Annotated in this window: 16 protein-coding genes; 8 read left to right on the top strand and 8 right to left on the bottom strand. The window is 58.6% G+C overall.

The window, feature by feature from the left end:
• Nucleotides 1-27 precede the first annotated feature (27 nt).
• The 7 genes from GJ746_RS11775 to GJ746_RS11745 all read left to right on the top strand — a co-directional run bounded on the left by GJ746_RS11775 (nt 28) and on the right by GJ746_RS11745 (nt 8415).
• The gene (locus tag GJ746_RS11775; RefSeq protein ID WP_154680359.1) at nt 28-1353 is read left to right on the top strand and encodes an MFS transporter; all 1326 of its coding nucleotides are present in this window, start codon (nt 28-30) and stop codon (nt 1351-1353) included.
• Nucleotides 1354-1721: 368 nt separating this feature from the next.
• Complete coding sequence (locus GJ746_RS11770) at nt 1722-2996, top strand: Glu/Leu/Phe/Val family dehydrogenase (protein WP_154680358.1); 1275 nt, start codon at nt 1722-1724, stop codon at nt 2994-2996.
• A gap of 177 nt (nt 2997-3173) precedes the next feature.
• On the top strand, nt 3174-3605 hold the full coding sequence (locus GJ746_RS11765; RefSeq protein WP_154680357.1) for a MarR family winged helix-turn-helix transcriptional regulator: 432 nt from the start codon (nt 3174-3176) through the stop codon (nt 3603-3605).
• Nucleotides 3605-5257 carry an MFS transporter gene (locus GJ746_RS11760; RefSeq protein WP_154680356.1) on the top strand — a complete coding sequence of 551 codons (1653 nt, stop codon included), beginning with the start codon at nt 3605-3607 and terminating at the stop codon, nt 5255-5257. The genes GJ746_RS11765 and GJ746_RS11760 overlap by 1 nt, the downstream gene beginning before the upstream one ends.
• Nucleotides 5258-5278: 21 nt before the next feature.
• Nucleotides 5279-6364, top strand: a complete 1086-nt coding sequence (locus tag GJ746_RS11755) for an HlyD family secretion protein (protein ID WP_154680355.1) — start codon at nt 5279-5281, stop codon at nt 6362-6364.
• Nucleotides 6361-7740, top strand: coding sequence for an efflux transporter outer membrane subunit (locus GJ746_RS11750; RefSeq protein ID WP_154680354.1), 1380 nt, complete (start codon nt 6361-6363; stop codon nt 7738-7740). Before GJ746_RS11755 ends, GJ746_RS11750 begins: the two co-directional genes overlap by 4 nt.
• Before the next feature lie 15 nt (nt 7741-7755).
• Complete coding sequence (locus tag GJ746_RS11745) at nt 7756-8415, top strand: O-methyltransferase (protein ID WP_154680353.1); 660 nt, start codon at nt 7756-7758, stop codon at nt 8413-8415.
• Between the two features lie 48 nt (nt 8416-8463).
• Here GJ746_RS11745 and hrpA read toward each other — a convergent pair whose 3' ends face one another.
• Complete coding sequence (gene hrpA, locus GJ746_RS11740; RefSeq protein ID WP_154680352.1) at nt 8464-12366, bottom strand: ATP-dependent RNA helicase HrpA; 3903 nt, start codon at nt 12364-12366, stop codon at nt 8464-8466.
• Nucleotides 12367-12570: 204 nt separating this feature from the next.
• Here hrpA and azoR point away from each other — a divergent pair, with 204 nt between their 5' ends.
• Nucleotides 12571-13176: an FMN-dependent NADH-azoreductase gene (gene azoR / locus GJ746_RS11735; RefSeq protein ID WP_154680351.1), complete on the top strand. Its 606-nt coding sequence runs from the start codon at nt 12571-12573 to the stop codon at nt 13174-13176.
• A gap of 37 nt (nt 13177-13213) precedes the next feature.
• Here azoR and GJ746_RS11730 read toward each other — a convergent pair whose 3' ends face one another.
• The 7 genes from GJ746_RS11730 to paaH all read right to left on the bottom strand — a co-directional run bounded on the left by GJ746_RS11730 (nt 13214) and on the right by paaH (nt 20140).
• The gene (locus tag GJ746_RS11730) at nt 13214-13621 is read right to left on the bottom strand and encodes a GFA family protein (RefSeq protein ID WP_154680350.1); all 408 of its coding nucleotides are present in this window, start codon (nt 13619-13621) and stop codon (nt 13214-13216) included.
• Between the two features lie 12 nt (nt 13622-13633).
• Nucleotides 13634-14230, bottom strand: coding sequence for a phenylacetic acid degradation protein PaaY (gene paaY / locus GJ746_RS11725; RefSeq protein WP_154680349.1), 597 nt, complete (start codon nt 14228-14230; stop codon nt 13634-13636).
• Between the two features lie 9 nt (nt 14231-14239).
• Nucleotides 14240-15166, bottom strand: a complete 927-nt coding sequence (gene paaX / locus GJ746_RS11720; RefSeq protein WP_195908829.1) for a phenylacetic acid degradation operon negative regulatory protein PaaX — start codon at nt 15164-15166, stop codon at nt 14240-14242.
• Nucleotides 15167-15756: 590 nt separating this feature from the next.
• A complete protein-coding gene (gene paaK / locus GJ746_RS11715; protein ID WP_154680347.1) occupies nt 15757-17073 on the bottom strand; it encodes a phenylacetate--CoA ligase PaaK in 1317 nt (438 codons plus the stop codon).
• Nucleotides 17074-17101: 28 nt separating this feature from the next.
• On the bottom strand, nt 17102-18307 hold the full coding sequence (gene pcaF / locus GJ746_RS11710) for a 3-oxoadipyl-CoA thiolase (protein WP_154680346.1): 1206 nt from the start codon (nt 18305-18307) through the stop codon (nt 17102-17104).
• Nucleotides 18307-18729 (bottom strand): hydroxyphenylacetyl-CoA thioesterase PaaI, encoded by a 423-nt coding sequence (gene paaI, locus GJ746_RS11705; RefSeq protein WP_154680345.1) that lies wholly within the window; start codon nt 18727-18729, stop codon nt 18307-18309. Before paaI ends, pcaF begins: the two co-directional genes overlap by 1 nt.
• Entirely contained in the window at nt 18707-20140 is a 1434-nt protein-coding gene (paaH, locus tag GJ746_RS11700) for a 3-hydroxyacyl-CoA dehydrogenase PaaH (RefSeq protein WP_154680344.1), read from the bottom strand. The genes paaI and paaH overlap by 23 nt, the downstream gene beginning before the upstream one ends.
• Between the last annotated feature and the right edge of the window lie 2 nt (nt 20141-20142).

Genomic DNA, 20142 nt, shown 5'->3' with positions numbered 1-20142 from the left:
ATGACTCTGGCGGGAGTACGTTGAATAATGACAAGACATGACAACAGCACCACATCCATCCTGAAAAAAAACAAAAAGGTGCTCATTGCCAGCCTGACCGGCAGCGCCATTGAATGGTTTGATTATTTTCTCTACGGCACCGCTGCGGCGCTGGTGTTCAACAAGATCTTCTTTCCAATGGTCGACCCGGTCATCGGCTTAATACTCTCCTGGCTCTCGTTCTCATTGACCTTTTTCATCCGGCCGATCGGCGGCGTCGTTTTCGCCCACATCGGCGATCGGATCGGGCGCAAGAAAACGCTGGTGCTGACGCTTTCCCTGATGGGCGGCGCGACGGTTGCTATCGGGCTGCTTCCCACCTATGAAATGATCGGATTATGGGCGCCCGCGCTGCTGATTACCCTGCGTATCGTTCAGGGGATGGGCATCGGCGGCGAATGGGGAGGCGCGCTATTGCTGGCCTATGAATACGCGCCGGAAAAGCGCAAAGGCTTCTTCGGCAGTATTCCGCAGGCGGGCGTCACCATCGGTATGCTGATGGCGACGTTCATCGTCTCCCTGATGACGCTATTCAGCGAAGAGCAGTTTCTCTCGTGGGGCTGGCGTATCCCCTTCCTGTTGAGCTCAGTGCTGGTTCTTATCGGACTATGGATCCGTAAAGATATTGATGAAACCCCGGAGTTTAAGCAGGTGAAACAGTCGGGTCAGGTGGCGAAAGCACCGCTGCGTGACACGGTGAAATTTCACTGGCGTGAAGTGCTGATTGCGGCCGGGCTGAAAGTTGTCGAAACCGCGCCGTTCTATATTTTCTCCACCTTTGTGGTCAGCTATGCCACCACCACGCTGAGCTATCAAAAATCTCAGGCGCTGGAAGCCGTCACCCTCGGGGCGCTGGTCGCTACGGTGATGATCCCGCTGATGGGGCTACTGTCTGACAAAATCGGTCGGCAAAAAATGTATACCCTGAGCGTAGTGCTGCTGGGGCTGTTTATCGTGCCGTGGTTTCTGCTGCTGGACACGCAAACTACGTGGGGCATTGCGCTCGCCACGGTTATTGCATTCGGTATTCTGTGGGCGCCGGTAACCGCAGTTCTCGGGACGTTATGCTCCGAGATCTTCAGCGCTAACGTTCGCTATACCGGCATCACCCTTGGCTACCAGCTTGGCGCGGCCCTTGCCGGAGGAACCGCTCCGCTGATCGCGACCGGTCTGCTGGCGAAATATGACGGCGACTGGGTGCCGGTGGCATGGTATCTGGCGGGAACGGTAGTGATTTCGCTTATCGCTATTTTCTGCGCCAGCCGCCTGAAACAGGCTCCAGGCCCCATCGCCGCCCGCGGTGAAACCCTCTAAAGCAAAACCCTGCCGGCAGCGAACTCCCGCTGTCGGCAATAACCGCAAGATGCCCACCATACTGCAACAAAGTCAACACACAAACGCAGCGTTTTATTCACTTTTTGAAGAGAGTCAAGATTCTAATAAATAGGGGAAAATGGTCACAACTACGGCTTTAATGCACAAAGATGCATATTCATCCGCAGCGGGCCTTCTTTTGTGTTTTTTTATTCATAAAAAACCAGCCCCTACCAGTAACGGCAGCATATTCTGTGTTTTTACCAAATACCGTCCCATTAAATTGGTGATAACATTCTCGTTACAGAGTTTACGGCTGTACCTTTCCACGGTTAACAAAATAATTATCACTGCAAAACAGGACTCTTATGGAAAAGTTATCTTACGCTTCTGAAAGTAGTACATCTCCATGGACCACCTACCTGCGCCAAATCGATCGTGTCGCGCCCTATCTCGGCGATCTCGCCTACTGGATTGAAACGCTGCGCCATCCGAAACGGGCGTTGATTGTTGATATTCCGGTGCAAATGGACGACGGTACTATTCGCCACTTCGAAGGCTACCGCGTCCAGCACAACCTTTCGCGCGGGCCGGGTAAAGGTGGCGTGCGTTACCACCCGGATGTTGACCTGAATGAAGTGATGGCGCTCTCCGCGTGGATGACCATCAAGTGCGCGGCGGTAAATATTCCCTACGGCGGCGCCAAAGGCGGTATCCGCGTCGACCCGTTCTCACTATCAGAAGGTGAACTGGAGCGTCTGACCCGTCGCTATACCAGCGAAATCGGCATTATTATCGGGCCGCAAAAAGATATTCCGGCGCCGGACGTCGGCACCAACGGTAAAGTCATGGCCTGGATGATGGACACCTACTCCATGAACCAGGGCACCACCATCACCGGAGTGGTAACCGGTAAGCCGATCCATCTTGGCGGCTCTCTGGGCCGTGAAAAAGCCACCGGCCGCGGCGTATTCGTCACCGGACGCGAAGTGGCTCGCCGCAGCGGTATCGAAATTGAAGGCGCGAAAGTCGCGCTGCAGGGTTTTGGTAACGTCGGCAGCGAAGCGGCGCGCCTGTTCGCTGGCGTCGGCGCGCGCATCGTGGTGATTCAGGACCACACCGCCACGCTGTATAACGAAGGCGGTATTGATATGGCCGCGCTGACCGCCTGGCAGGCGGAGAACAAGCAGATTGCCGGTTTCCCCGGCGCGAGCGAAATTGCCAAAGAAGCGTTCTGGACCACGCCGATGGATATTCTCATCCCGGCGGCGCTGGAAGGCCAGATTACCCGTGAACGTGCTGAAACGCTCAGCTGCAAACTGGTGCTCGAAGGCGCTAACGGTCCGACCTATCCGGAAGCGGATGACGTGCTGGCCGAACGCGGCATCGTGGTAGTACCGGACGTTATTTGCAACGCCGGCGGCGTCACCGTGAGCTACTTCGAATGGGTGCAGGATATGGCCAGCTTCTTCTGGAGCGAAGAAGAGATCAACGCCAAAATGGACCGCATCATGACCGATGCGATCGTTCACGTTTACGATAAAGCGGTTGAAAAAGAGTGCTCTTTACGTACCGCCGCCTATATCGTGGCCTGTGAGCGTATCCTGATGGCGCGTAAAGATCGCGGCATCTATCCTGGATAATATATCCTGATGTCACGTTCTGAGCCCGGTTAACCCCGGGCTTTTTTTCGCCCTTTCCCAGAGTTTGTCCCACAATAACCGCACATACCGTTAACCTGTTTTTATCCTTCAGACTTGAATTATCGTTTTTGCCAGACATAAAATCATTAGAGCTCTAACGATATTGCAGACTGACCTATGGATAACCGACAGCTTAACTTCTCCCATCTTTTGTATTTAACCGCCCATCACTGGCGGCTGGCGGTTAACCGTCGACTCAAGGACCTCGGCATGAGCCAGGCCAGCTGGGTCGCCGTTTCCGCCATTGCGCGTAACGACCAGCCGCTGTCGCAAAGCGAACTGGCCCAGGAGCTGGGCGTCGAAAGCGCAACCCTCGTTCCCCTGCTCAACCGGCTGGTGGAGCTCGGTCTGGTCGAGCGCGTTAAAACCGAACGCGATAAACGTAAACGGCTATTGATAGCCACCGCTAAAGGGCTTGAGGTTTATCGACAGGTGAAAACGGTAGCCGACGATCTGCGCGAGGAGATCCTCACCGCTATCACGCCCGAGGAGCAACAGCAGACTCAGCGAGTGCTTGAGAAGCTGCTGCGCGAGGTTGAGAAAAAATAATGCCTCGCCATAAATCCAATCCCTATGTCCCTCGCGACTGGGCGCCGCACGAAAAACCGGCGATTCTCGGCTCGCCTTCAACGCCTATCCACAGCACGCCTAAGCGGATTGCCTACGGTATCGTCGGGCTGCTGGTCTGTCTAACCGGCGCGCTGGGCAACGCGGTGGTCACCGCCAACCTGCAGCTGTTGCAGGGAACCTTTGCCGCATGGTCCACGGAAATAGCCTGGCTACCGGCGGTATACGTGATGACCAATGTCTCCATCAACCTGCTGCTGGTGAAGTTCCGCCAGCAGTATGGTCTGCGGGCGTTTACCGAAGGTTTTCTTGTGCTCTACGTGCTGGTGACCTTCTTCCATCTGTTCGTCAACGACCTCAGTTCCGCGCTGATGGTGCGCGCCGCCCACGGCATGGTGGCCGCAGCGCTAAGCTCGTTGGGGATCTATTATCAGGTTCAGGCCTGGCCTGCCCGCCATCGACTCAAAGCGCTGACCATCGGCGTCACCGGTTCATCGCTGGCGATCCCGCTGGCGCGCCTGTTCTCAACCGAACTGCTGCAAATTGACGAGTGGCGCGGGCTGTATTTCTTTGAACTGGGGCTGGCGCTGGTATCCCTGGCCTGCGTGATCTCCCTCAAGCTACCGCCAGGCGATCGCAAAAAAGTTTTTGAGAAGAAAGACTTCATCACCTTTTTCCTGCTGGCGCCGGGGATGGCGCTGGTCACCGCGGTGCTGTCGTTGGGTCGCCTGGACTGGTGGTTCGAAGCCCCGTGGATTGGCTGGGCGCTGGCGGGGGCGGTAGTGCTGATTGTCTCTGCGATCGCCTTTGAACATAACCGCAGCAACCCGTTGCTCAATATCAAATGGCTCTCCAGCGGTAGTATTCTGCGCCTGGGGCTGATTATGCTGCTGATCCGCATCGTACTGGCGGAGCAGAATACCGGCGTTATCGGCTGGCTGCAGTACGTCGGCCTGCAAAATGAACAGATGACCAACCTGGCGTGGGCCATTTTCGCCGGAATAGTCTGCGGTATTGTCGCCAGCTGCCTGACGCTAAACCCACAGCGCCTCTACTGGCCTACCGCCACGGCGCTGGCGCTAATAATGGTCGCCTCGCTGCTCGACAGCCAGTCGACGAGCCTCACCCGGCCGGATCAGCTGATGTTGAGCCAGTTTCTGCTCGGTTTCGGCAGCGCTTTTTTCCTCGCCCCGGCGATGCTGGCGGGGATTGGCGGCGTGATTGCCGATCAGCGCAACCTGGTGAGCTTCTCGGTGCTGTTCGGCATGAGTCAGAATATCGGCGGCCTGCTGGGTTCGGCCATTCTCGGGACTTTCCAGACCTGGCGGGAGAAGTTTCACTCCAGTCAGCTCGCCGACCAGATAACCACGCTCAATCCGCTGATTACTGAACGTTTACAGCAGTATAGCCAGATGTATCAAAGCCAGATTGGCGATGGCACGCTGCTCAACGTTCAGGCCACAACGCTGCTGCAAAACGCCGCTACGCTGCAGACCAATATTCTCGCATACAATGATACTTATCTGCTGACGGCGGCGATTTCAGCCGCCACGCTGGTATGGGTTTTCTGGCGCTTAATAAGATTGCGTATTACCGCCCGCATCGCGCTGAAACGCGCGACGGGAAGCAAATAAAATTTTCACTCTGGAGTTATTATGAGTCAGCAGGACGCGGCCAAACAGCAGGCCAATACCCGAAATAATATTCGCATAGTCTCTATTTTTACCGCCGCCGCCATTGGTATCGTCGGCGTACTGGTTATTCTTTACGCCTGGCAGCTGCCGCCGTTTACCCGCGAAAGCCAGTTTACCGATAACGCTTACGTTCGCGGGCAAACCACGTTTATCAGCCCGCAGGTTAATGGCTATATCACCGAGGTTAAAGTCCAGGATTTTAATCAGGTGAAAGCCGGCGACGAGCTGTTCCAGATTGACGACCGTATCTATAAACAGCGCGTACACCAGGCGGAAGCCACCCTGGCGATGAAAGAGGCAGCGCTGAAGAACAATCTGCAGCAGCGGAAAAGCGCCGAGGCAGCGATCGCACGTAACGAAGCGCTGCTGCAAAACGCCCGCGCGCAGAATCTTAAAACTCAGGCGGATTTAAAACGCGTTCAGGAGCTGACCGCCGACGGCTCACTATCCATCCGCGAGCGCGATTCCGCCCGCGCCAGCGCGGCGCAGGGGATTGCGGATATCGAACAGGCCAGGGCAACGCTGGAGATGTCGCGCCAGGATCTGCAAACCACCATCGTTAACCGTGACTCGCTGATCGCCGACGTGGCCAGCGCTAAAGCGGCGCTGGAGCTGGCGCAAATCGATCTGCAAAACACCCGTATTATCGCGCCGACGGACGGCCAGCTTGGGCAAATCTCCGTCCGACTGGGCGCCTACGTTACCGCCGGAACGCATTTAACCTCGCTGGTGCCGCCGCAGCACTGGCTCATCGCGAATCTGAAAGAGACCCAGCTGGCGCGAGTGCGCGTCGGCCAATCCGTGACCTTTACCGTGGATGCGCTGGACGGCGAGAAATTCACCGGTACGGTGCAGAGCATCTCCCCGGCGACCGGGGTTGAGTTCAGCGCTATTTCGCCGGATAACGCCACCGGCAACTTCGTCAAAATCGCTCAGCGTATTCCGGTACGCATCGCCGTTGACGAGGGACAAAACAACAGCCAGCGGCTACGTCCGGGAATGTCGGTGCAGGTCACTATTGATACTCGCGCGGGAGACAAACAATGATCCGCCCGCTCGCTCTCGCCGTTATTCTTGCTCTGGCTGGCTGCCAGTCTGCCGATATCCAGCAGGCGACACCCACGCTACAAATCCCCGCCGCCTGGCGCGCGGATATCGGCCCCACCAGCCCGGTTGAGGGGGTCTGGTGGCGCAACTTTCACGACAGTACCCTGAATCACTATGTCGACCAGGCGCTGCGCTATAACAGCGACGTGCTGATCGCTCGCGAGCGGGTAAACGAGTATCAGGCGCGGGTCTATGCTGCCGACAGTAGCCTGTTTCCGTCACTCGACGCCGGACTGACCGGCACCCGCGCGCGTTCACAGTCGGCCGCCACCGGCCTGCCGGTTCACGGTACGGTCTATAAAGGCGCTCTGACCGCCAGCTACGATGTTGATATCTGGGGCGCAAACCGCAGCGCTGCCAGCGCGGCAGAGGCCAGCCTGGAGGCGCAAAAGGCCGCAGCCGCGGCGGCGAATCTGACCGTCGCCTCGTCGGTGGCGGTCGGCTACGTCACTCTGCTGGCGCTGGACGAACAGCTGCAGGTGACGCAACAAACGCTGAAATCGCGAGAAGACGCCTTTAATCTGGCAAAACGCCAGTTTGAGACGGGCTATACCTCGCGCCTGGAGCTAATGCAGGCGGATTCCGAACTGCGCTCAACGCGCGCGCAAATCCCGCCGCTACGCCACCAGATAGCCCAGCAGGAAAACGCGCTCAGCCTGCTGCTCGGAGCCAATCCGGGAGCCGTTAAGCGTAACGCGTTCGCTCAGCTAACGCCGTTAGAGATCCCCTCACAGCTGCCGTCAACGCTGCTTAACCGCCGTCCGGATATCGTTCAGGCCCAGCGTCAGCTGGTGGCCGCCGACGCCACGCTGGCTTCATCGCAGGCGCAGCTGCTGCCCTCGATTAACCTGACCGCTACCGGCAGCCTGCAGGATCGTACCCTGCCCGACCTGCTGGATAATCCGCTACGCTTATGGAGCATCGGCGGCAGCATTCTGGCGCCGCTGCTCAACCGTCAGGCGCTGAATGCCCAGGTCGACGTGTCGATGGCCCAGCGCAATCAGGCGCTGTTTAGCTATGAAAAAACGGTACGCGGCGCGTTCAAAGAGGTGAACGACAGCCTCGATGCCATTGGCCGTTACGGCGAGCAGCTGGCGGAGCTGCAGGAGCAGGAGCACGTCGCCCAGGAGACGCTGCGTATCGCCCAGAATCGCTATCGCAACGGCTATTCGTCCTATTTAGACGTGCTGGACGCCCAGCGCACGCTGTTCTCTACCCAGCTCAGCGTGGTACAGGTGAAAAATAATCTGCTGCTGGCGCAAATTGATTTGTACCGGTCGCTGGGAGGCGGCTGGTCTGATTCATCAGGGATGTAGCACGGGAAGTCTGACATGCAGCAACGGTGGTCGGCAGTTGATAATTATCTCGAAGAAGCGTTAATCCCCAACGATCCGCTACTCAACCGGGTTCTCGCTAATAACCAGCGCGCCGGGCTTCCGGCTATTGACGTTGCCGCCAGTCAGGGTCAGTTTCTGGCCCTGCTGGTACGAATGACGCGAGCAAAACGCGTGTTAGAGATCGGCACGCTCGGCGGCTACAGCACTATCTGGATGGCCCGCGAATTGCCCGTCGACGGCGAGCTGCTAACCCTGGAGGCGGACGCGCATCATGCCAACGTAGCGCGGGAAAATCTCCGTCTGGCGGGCGTTGATAACAAGGTTGAGGTAAGGGAAGGCCCGGCGCTGGCCAGCCTCGAAACGCTGGGCGACCGCCCGCCGTTTGACCTGATTTTTATCGATGCGGATAAGCCGAATAACCCAAACTATCTGCGCTGGGCGTTGCGCTATTCCCATCCGGGGACATTGATTGTGGGCGATAACGTGGTACGCGATGGCGAAGTGGCTAACCCGGAGAGTACCGACGAGCGCGTTCAGGGCGTAAGAGAGTTTATCAGGATGATGGGCAGCGATCCGCGCCTGACGGTCACGGCGCTGCAAACGGTGGGCAACAAAGGCTGGGATGGGTTCACCCTCGCCTGGGTGAACGCCTGAGGTGACTCGCTTTCCCCGACAGCCCGCGCCAGCGGGGAAAGCGGCGGCTTAGGCCGCGATCTGTTCCATCGCCTGCAGCACCCGCTTGTCGGATATCGGATACGGCGTACCAAGCTGTTGGGCAAACAGGCTGACGCGCAGCTCCTCTATCATCCAGCGAATATCCTGTACGTCATCATCCTGACGGCGTGCCGGCGGCAGCTTATTCAGCCACTGCTGCCACGTCTGCTGAACGCTATCCACTTTAAGCATCTGCGCGCGGTCGCGGTGCGGGTCGATAACCATTTTTTCCAGACGTTTTTCAATCGCCTGCAGATAGCGCAGCGTATCACCCAGGCGGCGGAAGCCGTTGCCGGTGACGAAACCGCGATACACCAGCCCGCCCATTTGCGCCTTAATATCCGACAGCCCCAGCGCCATGGTCATATCGACGCGGCCTTTCAGGCGTTTATTGATGTTAAAGACCGCCGTCAGGATCTGCTCAACCTGTTTGGCTATCCCGACTACCGTCTCGTTCAGTTCGGCGCGCACTTTTTCATGCAGCGCGGCAAAACTCTCTTCGCTCCACACCGGGCCGCCCGCTTCATCGATCAGCTTATCAACGCCGCAGGAGATACAATCATCGATCAAATCCAGCACCTTGCCATAGGGATTAAAATAGAGTCCTAGCTTGGCTTTATTCGGCAGCTTCTCGTGCAGATACTTTATCGGCGACGGGATATTCAGCAGCAGCAGGCGGCGCAGACCGCGCCACATCTCCTGCTGTTGCTCCAGCGGGTTATCAAATAGCTTTATCGCCACGCTGTCGCGTTCATCCACCAGCGCCGGCCAGGCCTTGACTTTATAGTTACCGCGCTTCTGCTCGTAGCTCTCCGGCAGCCGGCCGAAACTCCAGATATGCAGCCCGCTCTGCTCAATACCGTCATCGGCGACCGCAGACAGCGTCTCCTGCACTTTCCCTTTCAGTCCATCCTTCAGCTCCTGCAGCGAGCGTCCTTCCTGCAGCTTCTTGTTTTTATCGTCCACCACCCGGAAAGTGATTTTCAGGTGATCGGGCACCTGATCCCACTGCCAGGCATCGCGGTCGATAGTCACGCCGGTCATCCGCCGCAGCTCGCGCTCCAGGGAATCCAGCAGCGGCAGCTCAAGCGGCGTCGCGCGGCCGAGAAACGCTTCCGCGTAGTTTGGCGCAGGGACAAAATTACGCCGCACCGGCTTCGGTAGCGATTTTATTAAGGCGATAATCAGCTCCCGGCGCAGGCCGGGGATCTGCCACTCAAATCCGGCCTCTTCCACCTGGTTAAGCAGCGGCAGCGGAATATGTACCGTTACGCCGTCAGCGTCGGCGCCCGGTTCAAACTGATAGCTCAGACGCAGCTTCAGGTTGCCCTGATGCCAGAAGTTCGGATAGTCCAGCTTACTGACCTGCTCCGCGCCTTCTTTGATCAGCATGCTCTTTTCAAAATTGAGCAGATCCGGCGTCTCGCGGCTGGCCTGTTTCCACCATTTGTCGAAATGGCGTGCGGAGATAACGTCATGGCTGATGCGCTGGTCGTAGAACTCAAACAGCGTTTCGTCGTCGACGAGAATGTCGCGGCGGCGCGACTTATGCTCCAGCTCTTCAATCTCGTTGCGCAGCTTCAGGTTATCGCGGAAGAAGGCGTGGCGGGTCTGCCAGTCGCCCTCCACCAGTGCGTGGCGGATAAACAGCTCGCGGCACAGCGCCGGGTCGATCTGGCTGTAGTTAACCTTACGCGCGGCGACTATCGGTAGCCCATAAACGGTCACCTTCTCCGTCGCCATTACCGCGCCCTGCGCCCGTTCCCAGTGCGGTTCGCTGTATGAGCGTTTAATCAAATGCTGGGCGACTGGCTCAACCCACTCCGGCTCAATACGCGCGGCGATACGCCCCCACAGGCGGCTGGTTTCCACCAGCTCGGCGACCATCGACCATTTAGGCGGCTTTTTAAACAGCCCGGAGCCAGGGAAAATGGAGAAGCGAGCATTACGCGCGCCGGTATACTCCTGTTTATCGGCATCTTTCATACCGATATGCGACAGCAGGCCGGTCAACAGCGCGGTGTGAATTTCGCGATACTCCGCCGGTTCGCTATTCACCGGCAGGCCGAGCTCTTTAACCACCTGGCGCAGCTGTGTGTAGATATCCTGCCACTCGCGCACCCGCAGGTAGTTGAGGAAATCAACGCGGCACTGGCGGCGGAACTGGTTTGAGGAGAGCGCTTTTTGCTGCTCGCCAAGATAGTTCCACAGGTTAACGAACGCCTGAAAGTCGGACTCTTTATCGTGGAAGCGGCGATGCTTCTCATCGGAAGCCTGCTGTTTATCCATTGGCCGCTCACGCGGGTCCTGAATTGACAGCGCCGAGGTGATAATCATCGCCTCACGCACGCAGCCGTGCTTCTGCGCCTCCAGCACCATCCGCGCCAGACGCGGGTCGACCGGCAGCTGGCTGAGCTGGCGGCCCATTGGCGTCAGCTTATAGGCAGTCTGCTGCTCGTCGGTGGTAATCGCCCCCAGCTCTTCCAGAAGGCGTACGCCGTCCTGAATATTGCGCTTATCCGGCGCTTCAACAAACGGGAACGCGGCAATATCGCCGAGCCCGAGCGCGGTCATCTGCAGAATAACCGACGCCAGGTTGGTGCGCAGAATTTCCGGGTCGGTAAACTCCGGACGCGACAGGAAATCGTCTTCCGAATAGAGCCGGATACAGATCCCTTCAGAGACGCGACCGCAGCGGCCTTTACGCTGATTGGCCGAAGCCTGTGAAACCGGCTCTATGGGCAGGCGCTGTACTTTAGTACGGAAGCTGTAGCGGCTGATACGCGCGGTACCCGGGTCGATAACGTACTTGATGCCCGGCACGGTCAGCGAGGTTTCCGCGACGTTGGTCGCCAGCACAATCCGCCGCCCGCTGTGGGCCTGGAACACGCGGTTCTGCTCGCTGTTGGACAATCGCGCATACAGTGGCAGCACTTCGGTATGGCGTAAATTCAGCTTATTGAGCGCGTCAGCGGTATCGCGAATTTCGCGTTCACCGCTCATAAAGATGAGGATATCGCCGGAGCTTTCACGTCCCAGCTCGTCAACGGCGTCGAAAATCGCCTGCAGCTGATCGCGTTCGGTGTCATCGGCGTCTTCAACGATGGGCCGGTAGCGCACCTCCACCGGGTAAGTTCGTCCGGACACTTCGATAATCGGCGCGTGGTTAAAGTGGCGCGAGAAGCGTTCCGGGTCGATGGTCGCCGAGGTAATAATGACTTTCAGATCCGGACGGCGCGGCAGCAGCTCGCGTAGGTAGCCGAGCAGAAAATCGATGTTCAGGCTACGTTCGTGCGCTTCATCAATGATGATGGTGTCGTACTGCATCAGCAGCCGGTCCTGCTGGATCTCCGCCAGCAGGATACCGTCGGTCATCAGCTTAACCATGGTGTTATCGCTGACGTGGTCGCTGAAGCGGACCTTATAACCGATACAGCCGCCCGGCTCCGTTTGTAGCTCCTCGGCAATACGGTTGGCGACGGTACGCGCGGCCAGACGACGCGGCTGCGTATGGCCGATTAAGCCTTTAACTCCACGACCCAGCTCCATGCAGATTTTCGGCAGCTGGGTGGTTTTACCCGAACCGGTCTCCCCCGCCACAATCACCACCTGGTGGTCGCGTACGGCTTCGAGGATTGCTTGTTTCTTCTGGCTAACCGGCAGGTTATCCGGATAAGTGATTTCTGGCCGAGCGGCTTCACGCAGCAGGACTCTCCCTGCCGCCTGTTCAATTTCTTGCGCCATCTCCTGGAGAATAGCCTGTTGAGCATCAGGATTTTTAACCTTCTTAACCCCGTGCAGGCGACGGGCGAAGCGCGACTTATCGCGCAACATCAGACCATCCAGCCGTTCATAGAGCCGGGAGAAGGTAAATTTTTGTTGTTCTGTCATAGCGTTATCGGGCAGTGCACTGCCGGGAAAAATCTCTTGTGAAGTATTGCACTAGAGTACCACATCCGCACAATTCGTGCCTTGTTCAAAAAAACTGAATACAGAGTTCGATTTATTGCGCTTTCTCTGTGGCATGATTGTGAATAAAGTGTCAACAAGCACCAGGGCAACGGCCCGTCAATCACATTAAAAAAGGAAACACCCATGAGCAAGGTATTAGTTCTGAAATCCAGTATTCTGGCAGGGTACTCGCAATCTGGACAGCTGTCCGACTATTTTGTTGAACAATGGCGTGAAAAGCACCCTGCGGATGCGATCACCGTGCGTGACCTGGCTGCAAACCCAATTCCGGTTCTGGACGGTGAGCTGGTTGGCGCTCTGCGTCCGAGCGATGCGCCGCTGACTCCGCGTCAACAAGAAGCGCTGGCGCTTTCCGACGAGCTGATCGCAGAACTGCAGGCAAACGATGTGATTGTTATCGCGGCGCCGATGTACAACTTCAACATCCCGACCCAGCTGAAAAACTACTTTGACCTGGTGGCGCGCGCTGGCGTGACCTTCCGCTACACCGAGCAAGGGCCGGAAGGTCTGGTGAAAGGCAAACGCGCAGTGGTTGTCACCAGCCGCGGCGGTATCCATAAAGATACTCCGACCGATCTGGTAACGCCGTACCTCTCCACTTTCCTTGGCTTCATCGGCATCACCGACGTGAACTTCGTGTTCGCTGAAGGCATCGCCTACGGCCCGGAAGTCGCAGCGAAAGCGCAGACCGATGCGAAAGCCGCTATCGACAGCGTTGTTGCCGCATAAGATTTGCTTCCTCCCGCTTCGCGGCGGGAGGAACACCTCACTTTTTCTCGTAGCGCAAATACCCCACTACGCCGCCGCCTCCATCCGTTGGATGATTCACGCCGTCGTTAACCTCTAAGCAGGAAAAATCGAACGGCGACACGCCGTCAATGCACGCCACATTCACGCCATACTGCTGCGGATTTGAACGCCGCTGATGAAAAGTGTAGATCCCACATACTGAACAGAAGAAGTGCACGGCTTGACCGGTATTAAAGCGATACTCCGTGAGCTTTTCCCGTCCGCGTAAGATATCGATTCCTGAAAGCGGCGCGGAGACCGCAACCGCCCCCCGCATCCGGCAATATGAACAGTTGCAGCGGCGAGCGGTGTTGAAACCATCGCTGAGTTCAACGGTAAATACCACCGCGCCACAGTGGCACTGCGCGGATAATTTTTCGGCCATAGCGTTGTCTCCTCAGGAAGATGACTTCGGACGTAAATTCTCGTCAAACGCCAGCCGCTTTCTGTCCGGTTCTGCTTCTTTTAACGGCTCCACCTGATGAAGGGTCTGCTTGCAGCGCTCCACCAGCATCTGGTACTCGCGTGTGCCCTGCTGCTTCCAGGCCATCTCCTGCTCGCTTAAGCTGCGAATAGCTTTCGCCGGGCTGCCGACAATCAGATGGTTGGCGGGCATTTCGGCGTTGGCTTTTACAAATGCCGATGCGCCGACGATGCTGTTCTCACCGATGGTGGCCCCGTCAATAATCACCGCGCTCATGCCCACCAGCGCGTTACGGCCAATAATACAGCCGTGAAGAATCGCACCGTGGCCAATGTGCCCCTCCTCTTCAACCACCGTATCCTGGCCGGGAAAACCGTGCATTACGCAGTTATCCTGGATGTTAGCCCCATCCTTCACCACGATGCGGCCAAAGTCGCCGCGCAGGCTGGCATTAGGGCCGACATAGACCCTTTTGCCGAGGATCACGTCGCCAATCAGCACGGCGGTGGGATGAACGTAGCTCTCGTCCGGTACCACCGGCGTCATACCGTCAATCTGATAAATGGGCATGGTGCCTCCTTATACGCTCGGCAGCCCGCCAAAGCGCTGGAAATAGAGCGGCCCCGGCGCGGGAAGTTCTCCCACCGAGCTTTCGCCCTTCTCGCCGACAAAAGCCAGCGCGCCGGGCGCGACCCGTTGATAAATATTGATGCACAGCTGGCGGGCGGTGTGCCCGGCCCAGTGCGCGGGCAGCAGCTCTTCGGGCAGTAACGGATCTTTGAGCACGACCCGCCGATAGAGGTGAATCAGCAGCAGCTGGATTTGAAAACTGCGTTCAGGCGTCAGTTCCGCGGGCTCGCAGTCGCGAAGCAAAGGCAGCAGCGGACGAAACAGGGTAATAAATGTTTCATACATCGCGTTCTGCTCGGTAAGATGCCAGCACTCTTCCACCCGGGCGCGCAGCGCTGCCCGGGAGAGCGCCAGCGGAGAGTGAGCTTCGAAACAGATGACGTTCTCCGCCACGCCCGCTTCGTGCAGCAGAGACTGCACGTCCGCCAGCTTTTGCGACGGCGAAGCCAGCAGGCTCGGCGCCAGCGCGCCAAACCCCTGCCACAGCAGCTGCTTTTTGACTTCTGTCAGGGTGCCTTTCTCCAGCCCCTCCGACAGCAGCAGCAGCCAGGTGCCATCCCACTCCGGCGAGCTGGCGCGGTAGATTTTGTGCTCGGCCCGGCGGGTCAGGCGCAGGCCTTTGTCGCTGAGGCGGTAAAAGCTGCGACGACCAATGCGCACGACATCGAGCCACTCTTCTTTATTCAGGCGGAACAGCGCGGTACGGACGAATCTTTCGCCGAATCCGAGTCCTTCCAGCAGCGCCGCCACGCTGCCGAGCCACACTTCTCCGCCGCGCTGCAGCAAGGAGTCACCGTATAAGGAAGCAATTAACGAAGTGCCGCTGACAGGCATCGCTTCTACGGCCTGTTGAATAAAGGTATCGAGTTTACTCATCTGATTCATTCTGTTGTGATTTTTATCCTTTTTGAATCATAGCACAGGAAATTCCGCGGGCGGTGCCGCGCCCCCATCCGGGTTAGCCAACCCAATGTCCCGATTCCCCGGCTTGCGGCGTAACCGCCTTAGCCGGGCTACCGGCCCGCAGACGACGGTGAACATGTAGCCCGGCTAAGCACAGCGCGAGCCGGGAAGAGGCCGAGCTGATACATCAATCCCGGCACACTCCCCGGGTCGCGGCGTAAACGCCTTAGCCGGGCTACCGGCCCGCAGACGGCGGTGAACACGTAGCCCAGCTAAGCGCAGCGCGAGCCGGGAAGAGGCCGAGCTGATACATCAATCCCGGCACACTCCTCGGGTCGCGGCGTAACCGCCTTAGCCGGGCTACCGTCCCGCAGACGGCGGTGAACATGTAGCCCGGCTAAGCGCAGCGCGAGCCGGGAAGAGGCCGAGCTGATACATCAATCCCGGCACACTCCTCGGGTCGCGGCGTAAACGCCTTACCCGGGCTACCACTGTCCGGGCCACGGGAGTTATGTCGTCGTGTAGCCCGGACAGGCGCAATGCGCCGCCTCCGGGAGAAAACGTTATCCGTTGGCGGCAATTTTACGCAGGTCAAACACGCGGCAGGCCTTGCCCTCGGAACGCGGAATACTGCCGCAGTTGACGATGCTGATATCGGTCGAGATCCCGACCATTGACTTGATCCGGTGGCGCAGCTGATGGCAAATCTCACAACGCTGATCGTGATTTAGCGCCAGGCCGCTCTCTTTGAGCTCCACACGCACCGAAAGCGAATCAAGATGGCCCCGGCGGTTCACTTCCAGCTGGTAGTGAGGCGCCAGATGCTCGAACTTGAGGATCTCCTCCTCCAGCTGCGACGGGAAGACGTTGACGCCGCGGATAATCAGCATATCGTCACTGCGTCCGCTGATGCGATCCATCCGGCGCATCGTGCGGGCGGTGCCCGGCAGCAGGCGGGTAAGGTCGCGAGTGCGGTAGCGGATCACCGGCAGCGCTTCCTTGGTCAGGGTGGTAAACAGCAGCTCGCCGTGTTCGCCGTCCGCCAGCGGCGTGCCGTTGTCCGGGTTCACCACTTCAGGATAAAAGTGGTCTTCCCAGATAGTCGGACCGTCGGCGGTTTCCAGGCACTCCATCGCCACCCCCGGCCCCATCACCTCTGATAAACCGTAAATATCCAGCGCCGAAATGCCCAGGCGACTTTCGATCTCCGTGCGCATCGCGTGGGTCCACGGTTCTGCGCCGAATACCCCCACCCGCAGGGAACAGCCGCTGGCGTCGCCGCCCATCTGACGCTCCAGCTCCTCAATCAGGTTCAGGCAGTAGGAAGGCGTCACCATAATCATATCCGGCTTAAAATCGCGGATCAGCTGAGCCTGTTTTTCCGTCTGTCCGCCGGACATCGGAATGACCGTCGCCCCTAAACGCTCCGCGCCGTAGTGCGCGCCGAGACCGCCGGTAAACAGGCCATATCCGTAGGCAACATGAATTTTGTCTTTCGCCGTACCGCCCGCCGCACGCAGGGAGCGTGCGACAATATTGGCCCAGTTATCAATATCGTTTTGCGTATAGCCCACCACCGTCGGCTTGCCGGTAGTGCCCGACGACGCGTGGATGCGCACCACCTGCTCCATCGGCACCGCGAATGTATCAAACGGATAGTTATCGCGCAGATCCTGCTTAGTGGTGCAGGGAAACTTGCTCAGATCGCTCAGTTCGTGAAAATCGTCAGGGTGAACGCCGGCCGCGTCGAATTTGCGGCGATACATCGGCACGTTCTCGTACGCATGCTTCAGGGTCCACTTCAAACGCTGGGTCTGCAGAGCCTGTAGCTCGTCGCGCGATGCGCTTTCAATCGGGTCTAATTGAGTTATCGTTGTCATTTTGTAGGGTACTCGCAGGTAGATTTGCTCACACTCGCTCAAGGATCATGGCAATGCCCTGACCCACGCCAATACACATCGTACACAGCGCATAGCGCCCGTTGCGGCGCTGCAGCTCCAGGCTGGCGCTCAGAGCCAGCCGCGCGCCGCTCATTCCCAGCGGGTGGCCTAAAGCGATGGCGCCGCCGTTGGGGTTGATATGCGGGGCGTCGTCCGCCAGCCCCAGCTGCCTGATCACGCCCAGCGCCTGGGCGGCGAAAGCCTCATTCAGCTCAATAAGATCCATATCGTTAATGCTTAATCCGGCGCGCTCCAGCACTTTACGTACCGCCGGTACCGGTCCAAGCCCCATCAACTTAGGTTCAACGCCCGCCGTCGCCATTGCCACAATACGCGCCCGCGGCGTCAGTCCCTGGGCAATGGCCTGCTGCGAACTGGCGATAATCAGCGCCGCGGCGCCGTCATTAACGCCGGAGGCGTTTCCCGCAGTGATCACGCCGCCTTTACGGAACGGCGCTTTAAGCTGCGCCAGCTGTTCAAGCGTGGTCTCCGGGCGGGGATGTTCGTCGTCAGAAACGATACTGACCGCCCCTTTTTTGCCATTAATCTGTACCGGCACAATCTCCTGCGCCAGAATGCCGTCGCGCTGGGCCTTAGCCGTGCGCTGCTGGCTGCGATAAGCAAAAGCATCCTGATCGGCGCGACTTATATTTAACAATTCAGCTACATTCTCCGCCGTTTCCGGCATGCTGTCAGTGCCAAATTGCTGCTGCATGAGCGGGTTCACAAAACGCCAGCCAATGGTGGTATCGAACAGCTCGGCCTGGCGCTGCCAGGGCGCGCTGGCTTTCCCCATCACAAACGGCGCACGGGACATAGATTCGACGCCACCGGCGATCATCAAATCCGCCTCTCCGGCCTTGATGGCGCGGGCGGCGAAGCCGATAGCGTCCAGTCCCGAGCCGCACAGGCGGTTGATAGTAGTACCGGGTACGCTATGCGGATAGCCTGCCAGCAGCGTCGCCATATGGGCGACGTTACGGTTGTCTTCCCCCGCCTGGTTAGCGCAGCCCAGAAGCACATCATCAATCGATGCCGGGTCGAATTCAGGGTTACGGCTCAGCAGCTCGCGCAGCGGAATGGCGGCCAGATCGTCAGCGCGTACGCTGGCCAGCGCTCCGCCGTAGCGGCCAATCGGCGTACGGATCCCGTCACAAATAAAGGCGTCGCGCATCAGAGTTCTCCTGTAATGGTGCCGCCGACGCGGTGCGATTTGCCGCGGAACAGAGCCACAATTTTTTGCTGTTGGTTAACAATTTCGATGTCATAGACGCCGGTCAGCTTGCCCTGCTGTTTGACCCGGGCCGTGGCGGTCAGCCGATCGCCAAGAAACGACGGGCGCAGAAAGTCGATACTCGCCGCCGAGGCCACCGCCGCCAGCCCCTGGCTGTTACAGGCATAGGCGAATGCGGTGTCGGCCAGCGAAAAGAGCTGCCCGCCGTGGCAGGTCTGGTGACCATTAAGCATGTTTGGTGACACCGTCATGCCCATCTGCGCATAGCCTTCGTCCATCTCGATAATCTCAATCCCCAGCGCTTTCGCGCAGGTATCACGCTCATACATTGCGCGGGCGTTACGCCAGGCCACATTGCTCATGGTGCTTCTCCATCAACGCCTTCTGGCGCAGCAGTGAACAGGGGCGATAGCGCTCTTCGCCGTAATGTTGTTGCAGATTTTCCAGCAGGCGCAGAACGCGCCCCCAGCCAAGTGATTCTCCCCACGCCAGCGGCCCACGCGGATAGTTAACCCCCAGACGCATCGCGGTATCGATATCCTCCGCGCTGGCGACGCCTTTTTGCAGCGCGTCCAGCGCTTCGTTCACCAGCATCGCCACTGTGCGCCACACCAGCAGGCCGGGATAGTCAGCGATCTGCAGCACTTTTTTGCCCTGCTGCTGAAAGTGGTAAACGGCTTTGTCGATGGCCGACTGCGGGGTGGTCACGGCGCCAGCAATAACCACCGTATCCCCCGCGCTGTGGTCATACACCACGACCGGACGGCGGTGCTGCAAGCTCAGGGCCAGCGCGGTTTCACCGGTGGTTTCCAGCAGCAGGACTTCATCCAGCTCGGTGACAACGTCACGTTTAGTGATTTTCGCCGCCCGCTCCGGCGCCACGCTGGCTAACGTTAACTGCGGCGGCGATTCAACGGGCCAGCGATAGACCCCCTGCCCGCTCTTTTTCCCCAGCCGACCGGCCAACGCCAGCTCCTGCTGCAGCAGGGACGGCAGGTAGCGACGATCCTGCCAGCAGGCGTTAAATACCGAACAGGTCACCGCAAAGTTAATGTCCTGACCAATCAGATCGGTCAGCGCCAGCGGGCCCATTGGAAAACCACCGCCGTCGCGCAGGGCGGCGTCAATCACCTCCGGCGCCGCAACCTGATCCTCCAGCGCTCGCCACGCTTCGGCGTAATAAGGGCGCGCCACGCGGTTGACGATAAAGCCGGGCGTCGAGCGACAGCGAACCGGCTGCTTTCCCCAGGCGCTTACCCACAGGCAGAGCTGTTCAACCACTTCCGCCGAGGTGGCGAGGCCGCTGACCACTTCCACCAGCTTCATCACCGGAGCCGGGTTAAAAAAGTGCAGCCCGGCGACTCGTTCAGGATGTTTTACCTCGGCGGCGATGGCGGTAATGGAGATCGATGAAGTATTGCTGGTCAGCAGCGCCGACGGGGAACACATCTCCGCCAGCTGTTTGAACAACGCTTTTTTAACGTCCAGACGTTCGGAAGCCGCTTCAATAACCAGCTGAGCTTCGGCTAAATCGCTCAGCACCTCCGCCGGCGCCAGGCGCGCCAGCAGCGCCCCGGACTGTTCGGCCGTCAGCTTGCCGCGGCTCACCCGAGAAGCCAGCCGCTGACGAATCCCGTCGATGGCGCGCGCCACCGCCTGGGGGGCAATGTCGTAAATCAGTACCGGATGCCCGGCGGCGGCGGCTACTTCAGCAATCCCGGCGCCCATGGTGCCGCTGCCTATTACCGCTACGGTGGGTAAGGTTTTGCTCATCG

The sequence above is a fragment of the Klebsiella oxytoca genome (genome assembly GCF_009707385.1).
GTDB lineage: Bacteria > Pseudomonadota > Gammaproteobacteria > Enterobacterales > Enterobacteriaceae > Klebsiella > Klebsiella oxytoca_C.
The sequence above is the reverse complement of the archived record's forward strand: the minus strand, read 5'-3'. Positions and strand labels throughout refer to the sequence as shown.